We start from the raw sequence: 18,700 nt of genomic DNA on the forward strand, positions 1-18,700 counted from the left end.
GGGAATGGATTTAGCTTTATTATAGGGTATATATGATATAACTTTTTGGCATAGGCTCACTATCCCAACCTTAATTAAGATACTGCAAATGTAGAGTCATTAAATGGGTAGAGGTTTTTTATTTTGATCCTACCACGGATTTAAAGGAAGCATTTTCAATTAATGGAGATCATAGGAAGCGATCTCAAATGGAAGGTCTTCAAATGATTCCTTGAAAGCACTTAAATGGATAATATTTCTATAATCATACCAACTAGGAATTATGTTTCCAATAACTTAAGGTTGAACCTTTATTTAAAACTTTGTTCTTCATTCAATCATCTTTGGCCCAAATTAGAGAAATAGGTATGGGGATTGTATTAATATGGTTAATATTAGATGGCTGAAGCATCAGAAGAAAGCCCATTGCAAATTGTTTAGGATATGAGAATTGAATTACAAATTCCGACCAGTCAATACAAACGATCTGAATACCCCCAGAAGGGAATGTTGGCTATTCGATTTTGCTCAGAAGAGGATTTATTTTAATAAAGTTTAAATAGTATGAACCCTATTTCATTGACCATTCAATCGGTATTTCATGTTTAGACAAATTGACTATGCTAAGATCATCAGCCTTTTGGATACAACTAAATCTTTTCCTCCACAACTGGATTTATTAGAAGTTTTATTACCTAGTGATTTAGAGATTCAGGCAAACAGGAAATCAATAAGTAGTTACATCTTTTTGGATTGGCTGAATAATCAAAGAGGGTGGGAGGATTTCTTCCCAAGTCAAGGTTCACATCTGATTGACATAGAAGTTTTCCTCTTAGCTCATATTCAAGGCTGCCTGTATCAAAACCTAGATAAATGTAAAACTATCGGGTCAGTTCGTACTGCTTTGGAAGGGGCCCTGATAGTTTCAAAGTTCAAAAAACTCGAAAACCAACTTGAGTTATTGGCTTTTTCCTGTCTAGTTTACAACAATTCGGGATTTTGGAGTGGATTGGCAAAAGAGTTCGATATGGAAGATTGGGATGATATTTTTCTGCTAGCCGATTTACTTCCTTTTTCTGATGTTTCTGTGGAGGAGTTGTTTGATTGGATCATTAGGATTATGGAAAGAAATCCTAACGATGTTGGGATAGAAGATGTCCTAAAAAAAGTTGTGGTATGGGGAGATTTTTGCAAGTATGGAGCCGTTGACATTGAAAAATTTTTGCCTGTTCTTTTTACATCAGAGTCTGCGAGAAAAGCCCTTCCCGCATTGATCCGAATGATTGATAAAAAGCAATCCAAAGGAGTCAAATATTATCTAAGTTTGTTTGAATCTGATGTATTCGGTCATTTTTGGTATGAGAAAATGTTTGCCATCGGCAATGTCTTGAAAGGTGAGGAAGAAAGGGAGTACTATTTTCAGCACCTCGTCTCATTGAATGATGTTGGAAAACTTAATGCAAAAGATTTCATATTGATTTGTGGCTCTTTCGGTTTTATAGACTCCCGTGTAACAGATTTCATTGATCAGTCTTTAGCCAGACAGGGAAACGGTGACAATTATTATTTAGGAATTGGTTATTTTTTAACCAAGCAGAAATCCAATATAGATTGGGACTGGTTTTTTTCAACGTTAAAGGCTCTTATTTCTGTCGATGAGTTACAGATAGAATACTATCAATCCAGCCTTTTGAGATCTTTGATGGAAGAGAACTTGGATGCCTCCTACGAACTAGTTGAGCACAGGATACAGCTTGACGGGGGTAGCAAGGTTTTGGATGACAGTGTTTTGCGTCTTGCGCAGCTTGACATCATTTTTTTTCAGAAGAAATTTCTGTCTTGGCTTAATTCCGACGATTCCAATTTCCATAGGGGTGTGTTTCGCTTTTCTTCGGGAAAATTACCCGATACCATTTTTGATATCCCAAAAGAGCTGTTTGCGGGATTCTCCGATTTGGATTTGGCGTACATGGCTTCAAAAACTGTCGGTTTTGTATTCTCAAAGGAGCCTCTTCAAAAATTGTTGTTGTCCATAATCAGGTCGGTGAACCATGGATCTTCTGGATTATCTGGGTTTTTGGGCCGTTTGCTGAAACATTACCTGATTTACAACTATCGAAGCACACTTGAAATTATCAAGGAAGATCTAAAGTCTGGAACTCTTTCTCCTTTCACTAAGATTTTGTTCGAAGATGCATTGGTAGTATTCGAGAGATATTTTGAAAACTTGAATACCATTCTCCCAATGAAAGAGCTGAAGCCGTCTTCCAAGCTCGTTCAATGGGTGAATTTCTATGAAGGGCGGAGCCTTACGGAATATTCAAAGGCAATAAAAAAAAGAGGGATTTTTAGTATTGGTAAGACCCTAGCCATAAATTCTCATAAATGGGCTATAAAAAGGCCAAATGAGTTGCTTCATAAAGTCCAACCATTAGGTAACATCAGGGTAGAACGTGAATTTCCCTCGGGAGAGAACCTGAATCCAGTCCATCAAGAATCAATAAGAGTCCAAATGAAACTATTGAAACGGTATGAAATTAATATTGGCTGACTATGTCGCATCGCTAAAAGAAGACAGGGAACTTGATGCTTTGATTGAAGAAATTTTAAGGGAAAATGGGTTTGAGATACTTTTCGGGCCTCAAAAAGGCGTACGTCAGTATGGAGTCGATATTTGTGCGATAGGCAAAGATCCTGATGACAAAAGAAAAAAACTCTTTCTAATTACAGTAAAACAAGGAAATCTTGATCGAAAGAATTGGCAGGGCGGGAACCAGGCACTTGAGCCTTCTTTACGCGAGATTATCTCTGTCTATATCAGAAATAACATCTCGCCTGCACACAAAAGGCTTCCCATTGTCATCGTAATCGCACACAATGGAATCAACGAAGCTGCTATTCAGCAGAATTGGGCTGCATTTCAAAAAGATTACCCAAAATATAGCTTTGATATTTGGCAGCTGGAGACACTTGTCTCCATGGTATATGATTCAATGCTCAACGAGAAGGTTTTTTCCGAAAGCGCAAGGGAGTTGCTCAGAAAGGTGATTGTCAACCTTTATAATTCCGAATATGACCTTTCAGATTATTCTTTGTTGATAGATGACGTATTGGCGGCTAACTCAAAAATTAAGAACACTAGCACGAAGGAGAATCTGAAAATCCTTCATAAAATCAAGCTTATACTAGCAATTGTTTTTAACTACTGCAAAAGGGAAGAAGATAGTATGTTGGCAATCAAGGCAGGAGAACTTACGGTATTAAAGGTTTGGGAGCGATATTGGGAATCAGGGATTCTCTCAGATACATCTCTAATGGAGGTGTTTATTGGCCTGTTATTTCTAAAAAACCAAATCAATCAGTTCTATATGTCCAGGTTACTACCCGTTTGCGAGATTGAAGATGGATTTGGAAAATACTGTTCGAATCCTGTCACTTACAATTCGGTCGTCTATAGCCATTTTGGGCAGATAGCCCTCTGTGGAATTGAAAGTGTGACACTACAGGCATTGTTTGGACAAGATAATCCTGAATTGAGGGATATTCTGGATTCCTATTCAACAGCAGCTGCAAACGGATTGTTGAGGTTATTCGAGAATAACGAGATCATCACCGGGCCGGATACAGATGACAGAATGATCGAGATAAACCTTGCTTTCACGCTACTGTATCTGTTTGGAAGGGGGGAAGATATCCAAAAAATGATAGAGGATTATCTAGAAAGTATGGCTGAAGGAATTGTGCTGATGAAAACTTTTCCTGAATATGGGAATAGCCTGGAAAAAGTAGCGGAATTTCGGGCTACACCAGAATTGCGGAAGTCAGATGCAACAAATTCGTCCTCTCTTTTATCATGTCTGATGGAGTGGATTGCTGTTTTGGATGCTCCGTCATTATATGCCAGAGCACAAATATATCTCAATTCCGTTTTTAAGGAGGTCAACCTTATGCTTTGGTTTCCTGAAAAGGAAACAGAGTCAGTTATGTTCCGTCGTCGGGCTGTTCCTGAGACTGGATATACACTGACCGTGTTGTCATTTCCGGATGACTATCAGAAATTCAAAGATGGAGTGTTATCGGATTTTCTTTATAATTCCCAAGAGTATAGTTTTGGCTTTGTTAGAACTGGCTTTTGGCCAGTTGGTTTAATGTCTTGTCTTCATTACAGAACTTACGTTCCCCCTTATTACTGGCGGCGGTTTATAAAGAATTTCTCCGAATTGCAATCCTGCAATTAAATCTAAAGTTTGAATCAAGCAATTGTCAAAAATATAATGGATCGAATCTGCAAACTTTGCAACAATCATATTGCTGACAAAACAGGATCTCATATAGTGCCGCATTTTTTACTTAAGCGTATTGAAAATGAGGAAGGGAAAACAGGGAGAGGTAATGAACTAGGCTTTGTTATCAAAACTGGAGATACATTCTCTTATTTTGGAAGAGAAGTATCTCCTGAAAAACTTGAAGAGGTTTATGGTGACCTCACAGAAGAGGAAATAGAAGCAAATTCACATCCATTGATAATTGACCATATTTTCTGTTCACAATGCGAGAGAAAACTGGGTGTAATTGAAGAGAAGTATTCTCAAACTTTAAATTTGAAATCAAATAATAACTATTCATCAGGTGTTCAGTCAGCGTTGGGGCTTTTATTTTGGGCAAGTATAATTTGGAGATTATCAATTAGTGGAAATGGAGGAATGCGTCTTTCAGACCCTCAGAATGAAAGGCTTAGAGAAATGCTTTTCAAAATATTAAAAACTGATTTTAAGGAAATGGATCTAACTATTTTGAAAAAGATGAAATCGGCAAAGGGGATTACTTACAAATTGATTAGATCCCCGGATTATTCTAAATCATCCCCTACATTTCTTCATTTTTATCCGGATTCTAAATATCCATATACCCTCATTATTTGGGAATATATCTTATTCTTTTCCTTCAGTGATAACTATACTCATTTCTTAAAAGATAAGTTTTTCGGGATCCAAAATCAGATTTTTGCAGCTTCTACTAATAAACCTGCTGGTGATGAAGAGCTGATCTTTTATTTGCCAATTGATGTGATGAAGAGATTTAACAATGGCCTGATTGAATTTATTAAGAACATAAGGGTTGATAGTATTTTCTCGAAATTAGATGCGTTGCATGTTAAGTTGGGTGGGAATGGTACCTCTATGCCAGATATAATCAAAAAGGAAATAATGCAGGAAATTACCTCAGATGAGAAAAAAATCGGCAGGGCACAGACTGCAGAAGACCTGGCTGCTTCATCAATCAAAGTTCTGCAAAAATATATTAGGAAATAGGTGGGAGCATTATATAAGTTTTTTCCTTGACTTCCCTTTAGGACCAGAGAGAAGGAAGCTAAACAAAGTTTCTAATGATAGACTGAAGAGTATGGTTTTAAATTTTTGGCTCATCCGAAGGTTTAATCTTTAAGAGATTCGAAACCAGTAAAGTCCTCACATCAACCTCCAAAAAATCAGCTATTTCAAAAAGCCTTTCAATTGAGGGTTGAGAATCATTTGTCACCCACCTAGAAACTGTAGTATCTTTAACACCTAGATTTTTTGCTAAATCAATATTTTTCTTTCCTTCTTCAGCCAAAACGGCCTTAATTCTATTGTAATTCTCTCTTTTCATTTGAAAACTGCCAAGTTTCCCAAATATAAGTAAAGGAAAACTTACAGTATTCAGTATTATAATTCCATAAAAAGGGTATAAAATATATTTTAAAGTAAAAATATTATCGTTTTATGAAATCTTTTTATATTTTTGGTATAGTCATTGAAAATAGAGCATTGATTTTCAAAGAGAAAAATTGGAGAGGTTCCTCAAATGCATTTGCACTTTATAGTCTCGTCTAAGAAAACTGCCAAATTTCAATATAGACGGTAGAAGTGAAGTGAAAATGCTCACGCTACGGCGTGAGCTCACTTTTACTAGATTATATTGAAGCCTTTTCTTTTAGGGACGATTGAAATATTTCCTGTTGGGATATCTCAAAATGACTTAGTAATAACCCAAGTATCATGGAACAGATGGTGATTTTTTCTGGATTAAGTTGCTTCCCGGGCGTAGTATTCTGGAAGAAGGATCTGTCTGAGCTTTTTTATATTGGGTCACATTGCTCACTACCTTTATCCTATTACATCCTTCCAGAGGAACATGGCATCGCCGCGGTCGATCGACTGTATCCTCTAAAGCCCAAGAATCCGATCTAAGGATCAGGGCACTTTTTCTCTCTGATTGCTTCCGATTGGGCTTTGTATGTTTGGCGGAACGATCCTTACAGATCAGAGAGTGACGATTATTTCGTCATTGCGAGAAAAGCCCCTAGATGAAAAGATAGGGGTTGCCGAAGCAATCTTATGAAGGTTTGTACTTCACACTTTGAGACTGCTTCGTCGTTCCTCCTCGCAGTGACGACAAAATGGAGATCATCTGCTGCAGCAGGTCAATAGCTCCATTACTTCTGTTTATTTCTTATTCATTAATGCTGGTTGCCTGAGAAAGGCAGGATGGAAGAGGTATGTCTTGAAAAATGTACCGAGTACCAAGTACAAAGAGCCAAGAATCAAGAAGTTAGAGTTGAGAGATTTCTCATTTGGAACTCCTTCGAAATGACCTGAAGGTCGGTTGTAAGGATTTTAGATTTCTTACTTAAGCTTTTAGCTTTCTGACTTCTGCTCACTGCGACTTCCTGCTTCCAACGCCGGACATCGGGCATCCGACACCGGACACCTTTCTTCCATCTTCGGTCTTCCGTCTTCCAGCTTAAAATCGTAAAAGCATGAAAAAACACATACTCATATGCTTAATGGGACTGCTATGTCTACCCATAAGCACCACCACAGCACAGGTTGCTGATTCACCTACTCCAGGGCAGGATTTGGTTTATTATGCCGGAGTCCATCGGGGCGGGGAGACCCGCTCCGATACCTTGAGTATAGGAGACCAGATTCCTAAGGGCATCGAATTCTCCGAGGTCTTGAAGTTTGACTCGGATAAGCTCCGATTGGACGATTACCGCGGCAAATACCTCATCCTGGAGTTTTGGGCGCCTACCTGCACAGCAAGTATTGCTTCATTGCCAAGGATGGCAAATCTGAGTCAGGAGTTTAGGGATCAGATTGCAATTATTCCTATGACCATCTTTGAAGAAGAGCGGGTTTCCGAGGTTTTTGCCGGTTACGAATCCCTTGTCGGGGTTGATTTACCCCTAGTGCTACATGCAGGTAAGATGCGAGAGCTGTTTCCGCATTCCACGATTCCTCATTTTGTTATCGTGGATCCAGAAGGGAGGGTGATTGCAATTACAGGTTTGGAGGATCTGACTAGTTCCAATCTGGAAAAAATGCTCACAGGGGATGCTTCGGTTTTCCGCTACAAAGAGGACCGTAAAATACTACTGGGAAGGTATGACAAACTGATTTCTGAAAGCCCCCAGGTACCTTCTAAAAACATCTGGTTTCAGTCTGCGCTGACAGGATATATCCCCGATGTATCGGGTTCTATCATTCAGGAATACGAGGACCTTTCCCATATCCGCATCGTCAATATGCCCTTGATCAGGCATTACCAGTTGGCTTTTTCGGAAAGGGATCTGGTGGATTATTATGGGAGAAACCGTATTCAGACTATTGGATTTGAAGCCGAAGAACTCTTTACCAAAAAGACAGGAATGGATTATCTGGACTGGAAAGAACAGGGTAATCATGTTTTTGGCTATGAGTTGATCGCTCCTCCTTCCCAAAATCCCTATGCGCTGATGCGCGAGGATCTAAACAGGTACTTCCCCCATATCAAGGCCTCTGTCAAAAAGGAGAAGCGGAAGGTGTATGCGATAGTTCAGCAGGAAGGAACTAACTACCCCAAAGCGCAAGAGGTTGAAAGCAGCTATCAAGCCGGAGCCTTTGGGCTTAGTATGCAAAATTATCCCTTGCAGGGCTTTGTCTATCACCTTAATTTCTATTTCTATCAACGATCAGAATTCCCTATCCTCAACCTGACCGGAATAGACTATCCCATTGATCTGGAACTGGAAGCACAGCTATCCAGTATTTCCAGCCTGAAGCAGGCGCTACGTCAGGTGGGTTTGGATCTGCTGGAAAAGGAAGTGGAGATCAACGTATTGGTTTTGGAAAAAATAGGGGATGCTAAAGTACTGGCTTTATGAAAAATCTACTGATTCTAATTTTTGTTTTGGCCTTTTCTTCTATGGATCTATGCGCCCAGAATCTGCAAGTTGTAGGAAGGGTGCAGGATCAAACTACCGGTGAAGCATTGATCGGAGCTTCGGTGCGTGTTCTGGAAAGCGGAACGGGGAAAATTACCAATGAGGAAGGTGTATTCCGTTTTGAGTTGGACGCAGGAACCTATACGCTTCGGATTAGCTACCTGGGTTATACTGTCCGGGAAATTGAAATGGAAGTTCCTCTTTCGGAGCAGTTAACTATCCTTTTGGCGCCAGAAGACTTTGAGTTGGGAGGCGTAGAGGTACTCGCCACTGGTTATCAGGAGATTCCGAAGAGCAGGGCTTCAGGTTCTTTTGTTTCCTTGAATGAGGAACTGGTGGATCGTAGGGTAAGTACCAACCTGATTGATCGATTGGAAGATGTTACTTCCGGTCTGATCCTGAACCGTACCGGTGACGTGGGGAGAGATCCCATTTCCATCCGAGGCAGAAGTACCTTGGGAAGGTTTTCCCAGCCTTTGATTGTGATAGATAATTTTCCATATGATGGGAATCTGGAGGATATCAATCCCAATGACGTATCCAGTATTACCGTATTGCGGGATGCAGCTGCAGCCTCTATCTGGGGGGCTCGTGCAGGAAACGGGGTGATCGTCATTACCACCAAATCAGGAAAGAACAATCAAGCCACCCGTGTCAGTTTTACAGGTAATGCCAATTGGATACAACCAACCGATCCTTTTCTTGCTCCAAATCTAGGAGTTGATGATTACATCGATGTGGAAGAAATGCTCTTCGGTCAGGGCTTTTATACTGCCTTGGAATCAGATTTTGGAAATGAGGTGTTGAGTCCGGTGGTGGAAACACTCATCGCAAAAAGGGATGGCTTGATCTCAGCATCGGAAGCGGATGCTAGGATAGCAGCATTTCGAAGTTATGACCTCAGAAATGAGTTGAAACAATATATTTATCGTCCCCAACTCAATCAGCAATACAATCTGGGAATAGCTGGGGGAGGAAATTACCATACCTACCGGATTTCTTTAGGTTACGACGATATACGTCCGGAAATCAGTGGGGATGCTTCCAATCGGATTACCCTTTCCCTCAAAAATGATTTTTCATTTCTTTCGGATAAGTTGAAGGTACAGACAGCTTTTTATGGGGTGAAAAGCAAGTCTACGGATGCCCATATGGCAGCAGATGACATTACTTTCAGCAGTTATGCAGGAACCTATCCCTACGCTAGACTGGCAGATGATTCAGGAACTCCATTGCCACTAAATCGGGATTATCGCAATAGTTTTAAGGAGGAAATGGAGACTTTGGGCTTTTTGGACTGGTCTTTTGTTCCCTTGGAAGAAAGAGGAAGATCAAATTCAAATTCAGTTCGGGATGATTGGCGGGTAAATTTGGGATTGACTTATGAAGTGCTTCCAGGTTTATCAGTTCAGGCATTGTATCAATATTGGCAAAATACTGGTCTTACAGAACGTCAGTATCAGGACAATAGCTATGATGCCCGAAACCTGATTAATCAATTTACACAAATGGCAGAAGAGGGAGCTTTGTCCTATGCAATACCATACGGAGGTATTTATAACTACTCGAATTCGAGAGCTAATTCCCATTCAGGTAGGCTGCAAGCCAATTATGCTAAAGATTGGGAACAGGGATGGAAATTAAATGTACTGGCAGGAGCGGAAGTAAAAGCCTTGGAGTCCAACGCCTTTTCAGGGAGATATTATGGGTATAATCCTGAATTGGCTACCACACAGGTTGTGGATTATGTGAGTTTGTTCCCCTTGTCTACCAATCCTTTTGCTACTGCACGTATTCCCAATACAGATGGAATCAGCTTAATGCGTGATCGATTCTATTCAGGTTTTGCCAATGCTTCGCTAATGTATCAAGAACGATACCTGCTCACTCTAAGCGCCAGAAAAGATGCTTCCAATCTCTTTGGCGTTGCTGCCAATCAAAAAGCTGTTCCGCTCTGGTCTGCTGGTTTGGGGTGGACGTTGAGCGAGGAAGGCTTTTATCACTGGAATTGGATGCCGTTTATGAAGCTTCGGGCATCCTATGGATACAATGGAAATGTGGACCGCAGCCTGACCGCCTTTACCACAGCGCGTTCCACTACATTTAATCCTATTACACAAATCCCGTATTCCATCATCGTAAATCCACCCAATGAAAACCTACGATGGGAACGCATCAAGATCCTGAATCTGGGTCTGGACTGGGAAAACAGATCAGGCAGGATTATGGGCACTTTTGAAGTCTATAAAAAAGAAGGATTGGATCTAATTGGAACAGTTCCTTATGCTCCGTCCACGGGAATTACGGCTTTTTCAGGGAATAACGCCGCTACGCAAACTCAGGGATTTGACCTCTCACTGGAAACGGTCAATCTGAAAGGGAAATTTACCTGGTCTTCGGTACTATTACTTAGTGGAATTAAGGAAAAAGTCACTTCCTACGAAGATGAGATCAATGTGAATAACCTGCTGAACTATGGTATAAACGGGTTGGGAGGAGCCTATTTTCCAATCGAAGGAAGACCGCTTTTTGGGGTTTATTCCTTGCCTTGGGAAGGTTTGAATCCTGAAACCGGAGATCCTGTAGGCTTGCTGGATGGAGAGGCGAGTGAGGAATACCGGGAGATTATTAATGAAGCTACCCTGGAATCGCTGGTTTATCACGGTCCTGCACGTCCTACTGTGTTTGGCTCTTTTAGAAATACCCTCAGCTTTCAGGGTTTCAGTCTTTCAGCCAATATATCCTATCGTTTCGGGTATTTCTTCCGCAGATCTTCGGTGCAATATGAATCTATTTTGCAGGGTCGGGGCGGTCATTCTGATTATAGTCTTCGCTGGCAGGAAGCAGGGGATGAGTTGATTACACAGGTGCCTTCCATGCCAGAGGAAAGGGATGCATTTCGAGATCAGTTTTATAGAAGCAGTTCGGTTTTGGTGGAAAAGGGGGATCATATCCGGTTACAGGATATACGGCTCGGCTATAAAATCCCTTCCTCATCAAATAAGGCTGGGATGTTCAACAATGCTGAATTCTATTTATATGCGAATAATCTAGGCATGATCTGGAAAGCTACGGATACAGACTGGGATCCTGATTTTGGAACGTTTAAACCCAGGAAAAGTATAGCGGTGGGAGTTCAGCTGGATTTCTAAACAGCGAAAAGATCATCAAGAATTAAAAGGGGACTGGTCATACATTTTCTTAATCCTCAATGGCAATCGGGAAGTGAGGGAGGTTCCTCTTTTAGATCTGTTAGGGGAGAAATTCATGGCCCTATTTATCTTATAAACAATCAATCAAATGAAAAATATACTAGAACAGATGAAACGAAAGAAAGGAAGATTGACAATCCTGCTGTTTTGTTTTTCCCTCATAGGGCTGATGTCCTGTGAGGAGTTTTTGGATGCCAAACCGGATCAAAGCCTGGTTGTTCCCAAAACTTTGGCAGATGTGCAGAGCCTGCTGGATAATACGAATGTATTCAATGGGCAGGCAACTTTACCTAGTATTGCATCCGAAGAAGTCTGGATTTCCGATGCAGGCTATGCATCCTTAAGTAATCCTATTGAGCAAGCGGTATATATCTGGTCTGATGATCCCTATCCCTCCGGGTTCAGTGGAGACTGGAACGGGTTATACGAACAGGTTTTTTATGCCAATGTCGCATTGGAAGTTTTGGAAGATTTCGAAGGGGAGAAGACTGAATTGTACAATGTCTTACTGGGTTCGGCTTATTTCTACCGTGGCTATGCTTACCTGCAATTGGTTTCTGAATTTGCGATGCCCTACCAGAAAGTAGGAGGAAATGAGTCCCTTTTGGGTATCGTCCTGAAATCCACAGCAGATGTAAATGAGAACCTGGAGCGAGCTAATCTACAGGAAAGCTATGATCAGATTTATTCAGATCTGAATAGAGCGGTAGAGCTGCTGCCTTCTACCAATGCACCCAAAACCAGACCAACCAAAGCAATAGCTTTAGGAGTGCTCTCCAGAGTATATCTAAATACCTTCCAATATGAATTGGCAGCCAAATCCTCTATAGAAGCTTTGGGGATTTATACTGATCGTCTGGATTTTAATAATATAGATGTAGAAGCTAGAAGACCTTTTACACGCTTTGATGAGGAGACTATATTTTACTCCACCTTATTTAGTTATTCCTATTTGAGATCTACTCAGGTATTTGTGGATTCAGCCTTGATAGATCTTTTTGAGGAAAATGATTTAAGAAAACCTGCTTTTTTTGATGAGACATCCTCTGGAAATTTTAATTATACAGGAAAGCTTTCTGGGGCTACACAGAATTTTGGTGGGATCAGTGTAGGGGAACTGTACCTGAATGCTGCGGAAGCATTGGTCAGAACAGGCGAGGATGACCAGGCATTAAGTATGCTCAATGACTTGCTTTCCTTAAGGTATCAATCAGATTCTTGGGTGCCATTAGCCGAATTGAACTTAGAAGAGGTATTGGAAAGAATTCTGCAAGAACGAAGAAAAGAGTTGATAGGGAGAGGGTTGCGCTGGATGGATTTGAGGAGATTGAATCAGGAAGGTGAAACAGAAACTTTGGTGAGAGAAGTGAATGGGATTCGATATGAATTGGCTCCTAATTCTCCTAGATATGCATTTCCTATTCCATTGGATGAAATCAGCAGAAGTGGAATAATCCAGAATCCTTGATCCACAAAAACCCAAGGCTCAGCAGAGCCTTGGGTTAGTGCCTATAAGTTTTAAATTATAATTCTACGAATTCTCCTTCGCTCAGGACGTTAGGGATGCCAGTCGCAGGGTTATCGTTGGAGAATTCTACCAAACAATCCATTCCACTGGCATTACACTCATAGTCCTCGGATTGAACCTGAATAGTGACATCCCGGTAGCCATTAGGTTGGGAAGTGTCTGGGGTCCAGATTTTAGTTGCCGTAGGTTCGCTGCCTATGACAGGAGCATTGAATGCAAATGCAGCAAAGGCTGCTATTACAAATGCAAAAGCAGGTAATCTTTTAATTAAAGTATTCATCGTTGTGTCCTGTTTTTTAACAAATCAAAAACAGGGAAAACGTTTAGGATTCCCGGATTGAGCTACATGCTGTTTACCGGAAGTGGTTAAAATACCTACTCTGTTTAAAGGGTTTTCGGCATCTCCCTCTTGCATCACCCAGTATAGTCTGGAGTCTCCACTTCCAGATTCGGAGACAGGTAATGCGGTGAATTGAGTTGATTTTCATTAAGCTATTTTTTGGGGTGGGATAATGCCTTTTCCTGCCCCGTTTTTTCAAATGCCTAGTGACAAGTCTTTATTCTTCAGAGCGATAGTGTTTAATTATTTACTCTTTAGATGCTGATGTAATTAATATTTAGTTTATATTGTTTAAGGAAATAGTTGCTATCACCTACTAAAAACTTAACGCCTCAAGGCGGGATCTAAGGATTCCGCTTTTTTGTGAAGTATAGTCCGATGATACTTATTCCAATCATTCCACTGTTAAGCCAGAAATGTGCTTTCCAACCTAAGCTTTCTAAAACTCCCGCACAGTTGCAGGGAACTCTGGGAAAAGCTCCTACCCAGATCAATCCCACATAGGTGGTGAAGACGGTGAGGAGGAGGATACTTGAGAGGTATCCCCACCATCTACTGACTGAAAAGAGTAGGAGTAAGGCAATCAGCAACTCAATAGTCGGTACTGCATAGGCCAGTACTTCTGCCAGCTCTGCAGGAAAGGTCTGGTTATGGAATGCTTTTCTGCTGTCCTGCCAGTGTAGGATTTTGTCAATTCCAGTATAGGTCCATAAGAGGATCAGCAGGATGCTTGGGATAGCTGATTTTTCTGTGTTTTCCATTCATTTTAATGTTCGATGGAAAGTTGGGTATTATAAAAATCCAGAATTCACAAGGTGGGTGATAAACTTAAAAAGTGTATCAATTATACAATTTTAGATGGTTTTGAAAAATAAGTGATTGATTACTTGGTTTTTAGGTGTCGGGATTTTAAACTGGACTACTGTTTTTTTAGTGAATAATAGAACTAAGCAAGTTCGGCAGTTGGGTCTTCAACTGCAAAGGCAATTTAAATGTAAGCTCTGGCAAGGAGTTTTGTTATCGGAAGTACTGTGTAATCTAAACAGTCATCATCATGAATGGGTATGATTTGGATCCAACGTTTTTAAAGAAACTTTTCGGACTGGGAGGTAAAGTGAGTGATAATGCTTTTGAAAAAGTAGGTGAATTTCTGGAAATAAGGATTGCTAAACGAAAAGCTACCATCCGTCATGCCGGTACTGTGGAAACCGAATCCAGGTTTCTGGTGGAAGGAATGATCGGGATGTACTATATGGGTAAGTTGTCCAGACTCTACTTTCCGGGTGATGTCTTTATGGATTTTGAATCCTATCAAACACAGATGCCCAGTAAATATCGCTTTAGGTCTTTGGGAGAATCTTTTTATATAAGCCTTTCCTACCCAAATGAAACGCTATTGCTGAAGGAAATACCTGAGTTCACAGACTTTTCAAAATCCCAGATTGCAAAAGTCCGACATTCTGATGTGGAATGGCATGCATTTACCCAGATGAACTACCGGGACAAACTCAAGGTGATTGAAGAGAAGTTCCCCAAGTTCACCTATGATCTGACCAATAATGAAAAGGCGAGCCTGCTGGGGGTAAGCTACGCTACAGCAGCACGTATTAAGAAAGAGTCCACTGGTAAAAAACCTGCTGATAAAAGTGGAAAACTTGGAAAATTGCTACACTATCCATTTCCTGCCTATGTCCACACTGATGCAGCTGAAATCGAGGAGCAAACTGTCTCCTGGGCTTTTTACTTCCATTCAATCCTTAGGAACAACGATGAGATCACCTATTACAAAGAACAAAAATTCAGTTACCTGTCCTCCTGCCTGTATCCGGAAATTGATATTGAAAAAGGGGTTTGGATTTCCAAGCTCTACCTCTGGCTGTTTTATCTGGATGATTTGACAGATGATTTGCATTTCGGGCAGAAAGCAGGTTTTTGGGATTATCTACTGACTGGGGTTGATAACATCATGGGGGGTAAGCCATTGGGATTTAATCCTGATCGTATAACAGTTTTCCTAAATGCTTTTAGTGATCTGGCTACAGAATTCGATGCGCTGGTTTCTGGCCATAAGGAACTGAAGGGACTGATATTTTCCGAGGTTCTGAATTATATGCAAAAGAATAAAATTGAAGCGGAATTTAAGGACAAAAAGACTCTGCCTAGTTGGGAAGAATACCAGGTTATCAGGCCAGCTTTTTCAGGAGGAAATCTAGCCTTGGCCCTTTGTGCCTTTGAATCAAGTGAGAATTTTTCAAGTGATTCTTTTGATTGGAAAGAAACATCCGATCTCCGTGTGCAGGCTGCCAAGCTGATCTACTTAACCAACGACTTGATATCTTACCAAAAAGAAACTGATAGAGGTGATTTTATGAATGCCGTGGCGTTATTGATGCAACATAAAGGAATGAGTTTCAAAGAGGCCCAGCAGGAAATTTTGAACCTGCATGCGGAAACACTGGAGGAATTTATGGTGCTGGAAAGAAGATGGAGAGAGGAATACAAGCCTGAAAACAGTGGTATACTGAAATACCTCAAGCAGATCAAATACAAGATTGCAGGTTCAGTGCATTGGTCACTTTCGATTTCTCCACGCTACAGGAAGAGTTGATTCTTCACTTAAAATTCTAATTTATGAGCATTCTCGCGTTTTCGGACCAGATAATCTCCAGACTGAAAAATGATCTGGAGGTTTTGAAAATGGATGGAGAAAACAAGCTCATCCAATTTGAATCTGCCTTTCACCTAGTGGATAGGGCTTTGGATAAGATCAAACTGTTCATGGATAAATACGAATTTGCGTCTGATACTGAGGAGATAGAATTCTTCAAACACCATATGACCTACCTCCTAAGGGAGTCTGTCTATTTCTCCGAGCTTTTCAATATGGAGTCTGTCAAACCGGCTGGGTCGGAACATGAAATCAGAAAATTCTACGAAAAGGAATTGCTGAGTGTACAGGAGTTCTTACAAAGCAACCAGAACCTTTACAATTATCTCCTAATGAGAAAAGAGAACCAGGACAAGGTTTTTTTCTTAAGAAGTGCTCAGGCGCCAGTATATAAGCCGAATTTATTCTGGCATACCCTGGATACCAGATATTGTACTGTCTATACTTTGTATTGTGCCAGGATCATGGGCACTCTTTCATTGGCAGGCTATATCCATGATCAACTATTGTTCTTACATGACGCCAAGAGCCCAGTTAATGAAGGTAAAAATCCCCAATTGCTTTGGACTGGGAAAAAGGCGGACTTGGTGGAATTGGTATATGCCCTGAAAACTTCAAATGCAATAAATTACGGAAATGCCAGTGTTACGGAATTGGCAACCATTCTGGCAGAAGTATTCGGTAGGGAACTGCAAGGGTATTATAGAACCTTCCTGGAAATTAAGACGCGTAAGAAAAATAGGACTGTATTTCTCGACAAGTGCAAAGAAAGTCTGGAGGCTTATATGAGTAGTTTTGAAGCTGCGAAGTAGTAATCATTCCCTACGTATTAGGATTAAAAAAAGGCACTGAATGAGTTGAGAGGCAATCAGAGTTCTGGAAATAAATAAGGAGGATATGAAAGCATTTGTAGAAAAGCTTTTTGAGGAGATGGAGTTGTCACTGAAAGAGGTGGCGAAAGAAACTTCAAGCGAAATACAAAAAGCTGAGAAAAGTGGAAGAGCTGTCCATGCTATTTTACTCAAACTTAAATTGTTTATGGGGGGATATCAATTTGCTGATAGTACCGAGGAGATAAAGTTCTTTAAGGAGTACAAACCTCTATTTTATAAAGAACTAATATTTTATTCTGAGCTTACCTACATTGAATCAAGAAGACCTATAGGAAAGAAAGAGCTTATCAAGTCGTATTATCATCATGTAATGGATCAGATTCAGGATTTTTTTGCTAGAAACCATCAGCTCTATATCTACCATCAGTTGGATAGGAGTGACCAGGACGAACAGCTGTTTTTAAGAAATTCTCTCCCTGTTTCATTTATCCCAGATTATTCCTTTGATTTTGACCCGGAGTTTTCTACAGTGAACAGCAGTAAGTTGGCCAAAATAATGGCTTATGAAAGTCTGATTGAATATATGCAAGAACAGTTAATAAAATTAGAATTGGGGCTAGGTAAAAGTGGGGACAAAAATTCAAACCATGAATGGACGGACTCAAAGTCTGCATTGATTGAATTGGCTTATGCGCTGCATTCAAGAGGCTCTGTAAATCACGGAAAGAGTGATGTGAAGATGATCATATCGATTCTGGAGAAAATCTTTCATGTGAAAGTTGGGAATTTCTACCGCACATTCCAGAGCATGAGGGGCAGAAAAAAAGGGAGAACAATCTTTTTGGATGGTCTGAAGGAAAGCTTGGTGAAGCGGATGGATGATACGGATATGGGATATCAATAGGACAAATTATGTTTTGGGAAAATTTATTTATTGTATCGGTAGGAATTTGTCTTTTGGGAGGAGGCTTTGCGTTGAGGGTATGGGTGAATCGTAGGAGGTTTTACCGGCGAGGACCTGGAGGCTTGCAATATTATTCCAGATATAGCAAAGCAGTTTTAAGTTCTATGGTTGAAGGTTTTATGATGTTTGTGAGTATTCCAATGATGATCTTGGGAATGCTGATTATATTTTTATGGAGCATTTATCTGATTGACAGAGGTAAGTATAAAATTCAAGACTCTGATAAAACAGAAAAAAGTCAAGAAGATCCCACAGCCCACTTCCTTGTTCCGGCGGAACAGGGCTTTGGCAAAAGATTGATCTACCCTTTACAAACCGATTCATTCCCTCCGTCAATGAATCGATTTGTATAAGGTAGGTTTGATCATTGTAATGATACCTAAGCTTTCTGTATTTTTTAGCAATAAGTAGCCTGTTTCTCCTAGCCTTGACTTGTCAGCCTTTTAAGTTTGGAACTTAGGGTAGTTAGTCCCGCTTTCTCCAAGCTATCGGAGATAATAGCATTCAGCTCTTCTTCTGATTCTTTTGAAATACGAATAGGGTTTTTACCGGGTTCAGATTTTTGTTCCATTCCACGTGTGATTACTTCACTTAGTAATAACACGGTTTTGCGGGGAATTTTCAGATCGATTTTTACTGTGTCATTCATGCCTGGAACGGCAAGTAGGGTATCGTAAATTGTTTCAAGAGATGAGATAGCCATGGCTTCTTTGGTTTTGAGTTGGAAATAATGTTTTCCTAAAACTACTGTCTATCAATGAAATGAGCCTATTTAGAAATTGATCAGGATAGGTAAATGATCCAAGCACTTTTTATACTTGTATCACCTACCGACTGGGATTATAAAATGGATCAGCGATTTTTCCAAAGCTTGAAAAACCTTCAATAAGCTAACGGGATTTCCTGTGTCCTCTGAAATCGGCAAGATGTA

14 protein-coding genes are annotated in these 18,700 nt (G+C 40.4%); 10 read left to right on the top strand and 4 right to left on the bottom strand.

Annotated features, from left to right (window positions below):
• Positions 1-580 precede the first annotated feature (580 nt).
• From AACZ87_RS17095 to AACZ87_RS17105, 3 genes are read left to right on the top strand one after another with little or no spacing between them, the layout of a single operon-like run.
• Complete coding sequence (locus AACZ87_RS17095) at positions 581-2,530, top strand: hypothetical protein (protein WP_192085350.1); 1,950 nt, start codon at positions 581-583, stop codon at positions 2,528-2,530.
• Positions 2,511-4,217 carry a hypothetical protein gene (locus AACZ87_RS17100; RefSeq protein ID WP_192085349.1) on the top strand — a complete coding sequence of 569 codons (1,707 nt, stop codon included), beginning with the start codon at positions 2,511-2,513 and terminating at the stop codon, positions 4,215-4,217. The genes AACZ87_RS17095 and AACZ87_RS17100 overlap by 20 nt, the downstream gene beginning before the upstream one ends.
• Positions 4,218-4,226: 9 nt before the next feature.
• Complete coding sequence (locus tag AACZ87_RS17105) at positions 4,227-5,291, top strand: hypothetical protein (protein WP_192085348.1); 1,065 nt, start codon at positions 4,227-4,229, stop codon at positions 5,289-5,291.
• Positions 5,292-5,388: 97 nt separating this feature from the next.
• Here the strand turns inward: AACZ87_RS17105 and AACZ87_RS17110 are convergent, their stop codons facing one another.
• Positions 5,389-5,628: a helix-turn-helix transcriptional regulator gene (locus AACZ87_RS17110; RefSeq protein ID WP_192085347.1), complete on the bottom strand. Its 240-nt coding sequence runs from the start codon at positions 5,626-5,628 to the stop codon at positions 5,389-5,391.
• 1,150 nt (positions 5,629-6,778) lie between these two features.
• Between AACZ87_RS17110 and AACZ87_RS17115 the strand changes: the two genes are divergently transcribed.
• The 3 genes from AACZ87_RS17115 (at position 6,779) to AACZ87_RS17125 (ending at position 12,904) form a co-directional block, all read left to right on the top strand.
• Entirely contained in the window at positions 6,779-8,164 is a 1,386-nt protein-coding gene (locus AACZ87_RS17115; protein WP_192085346.1) for a TlpA disulfide reductase family protein, read from the top strand.
• Complete coding sequence (locus tag AACZ87_RS17120; RefSeq protein ID WP_192085345.1) at positions 8,161-11,376, top strand: SusC/RagA family TonB-linked outer membrane protein; 3,216 nt, start codon at positions 8,161-8,163, stop codon at positions 11,374-11,376. Before AACZ87_RS17115 ends, AACZ87_RS17120 begins: the two co-directional genes overlap by 4 nt.
• Before the next feature lie 148 nt (positions 11,377-11,524).
• Positions 11,525-12,904, top strand: coding sequence for a RagB/SusD family nutrient uptake outer membrane protein (locus AACZ87_RS17125; RefSeq protein ID WP_192085344.1), 1,380 nt, complete (start codon positions 11,525-11,527; stop codon positions 12,902-12,904).
• Between the two features lie 55 nt (positions 12,905-12,959).
• Here AACZ87_RS17125 and AACZ87_RS17130 read toward each other — a convergent pair whose 3' ends face one another.
• Complete coding sequence (locus tag AACZ87_RS17130) at positions 12,960-13,244, bottom strand: DUF6520 family protein (protein WP_192085343.1); 285 nt, start codon at positions 13,242-13,244, stop codon at positions 12,960-12,962.
• A 404-nt stretch (positions 13,245-13,648) separates the two neighbouring features.
• Positions 13,649-14,065 carry a MauE/DoxX family redox-associated membrane protein gene (locus AACZ87_RS17135; protein WP_192085342.1) on the bottom strand — a complete coding sequence of 139 codons (417 nt, stop codon included), beginning with the start codon at positions 14,063-14,065 and terminating at the stop codon, positions 13,649-13,651.
• Positions 14,066-14,358: 293 nt separating this feature from the next.
• Between AACZ87_RS17135 and AACZ87_RS17140 the strand changes: the two genes are divergently transcribed.
• From AACZ87_RS17140 to AACZ87_RS17155, 4 genes are all read left to right on the top strand, one after another.
• Positions 14,359-15,912 carry a terpene synthase family protein gene (locus AACZ87_RS17140; RefSeq protein ID WP_339868942.1) on the top strand — a complete coding sequence of 518 codons (1,554 nt, stop codon included), beginning with the start codon at positions 14,359-14,361 and terminating at the stop codon, positions 15,910-15,912.
• Between the two features lie 23 nt (positions 15,913-15,935).
• Positions 15,936-16,784 (top strand): RteC domain-containing protein, encoded by an 849-nt coding sequence (locus AACZ87_RS17145; RefSeq protein WP_111612305.1) that lies wholly within the window; start codon positions 15,936-15,938, stop codon positions 16,782-16,784.
• A gap of 85 nt (positions 16,785-16,869) precedes the next feature.
• The gene (locus tag AACZ87_RS17150) at positions 16,870-17,709 is read left to right on the top strand and encodes an RteC domain-containing protein (protein ID WP_111612304.1); all 840 of its coding nucleotides are present in this window, start codon (positions 16,870-16,872) and stop codon (positions 17,707-17,709) included.
• A gap of 8 nt (positions 17,710-17,717) precedes the next feature.
• On the top strand, positions 17,718-18,122 hold the full coding sequence (locus tag AACZ87_RS17155; RefSeq protein WP_111612303.1) for a hypothetical protein: 405 nt from the start codon (positions 17,718-17,720) through the stop codon (positions 18,120-18,122).
• 68 nt (positions 18,123-18,190) lie between these two features.
• Here the strand turns inward: AACZ87_RS17155 and AACZ87_RS17160 are convergent, their stop codons facing one another.
• Complete coding sequence (locus AACZ87_RS17160; protein ID WP_111612302.1) at positions 18,191-18,472, bottom strand: hypothetical protein; 282 nt, start codon at positions 18,470-18,472, stop codon at positions 18,191-18,193.
• Between the last annotated feature and the right edge of the window lie 228 nt (positions 18,473-18,700).

The organism is uncultured Algoriphagus sp., from assembly GCF_963974365.1.
GTDB lineage: Bacteria > Bacteroidota > Bacteroidia > Cytophagales > Cyclobacteriaceae > Algoriphagus.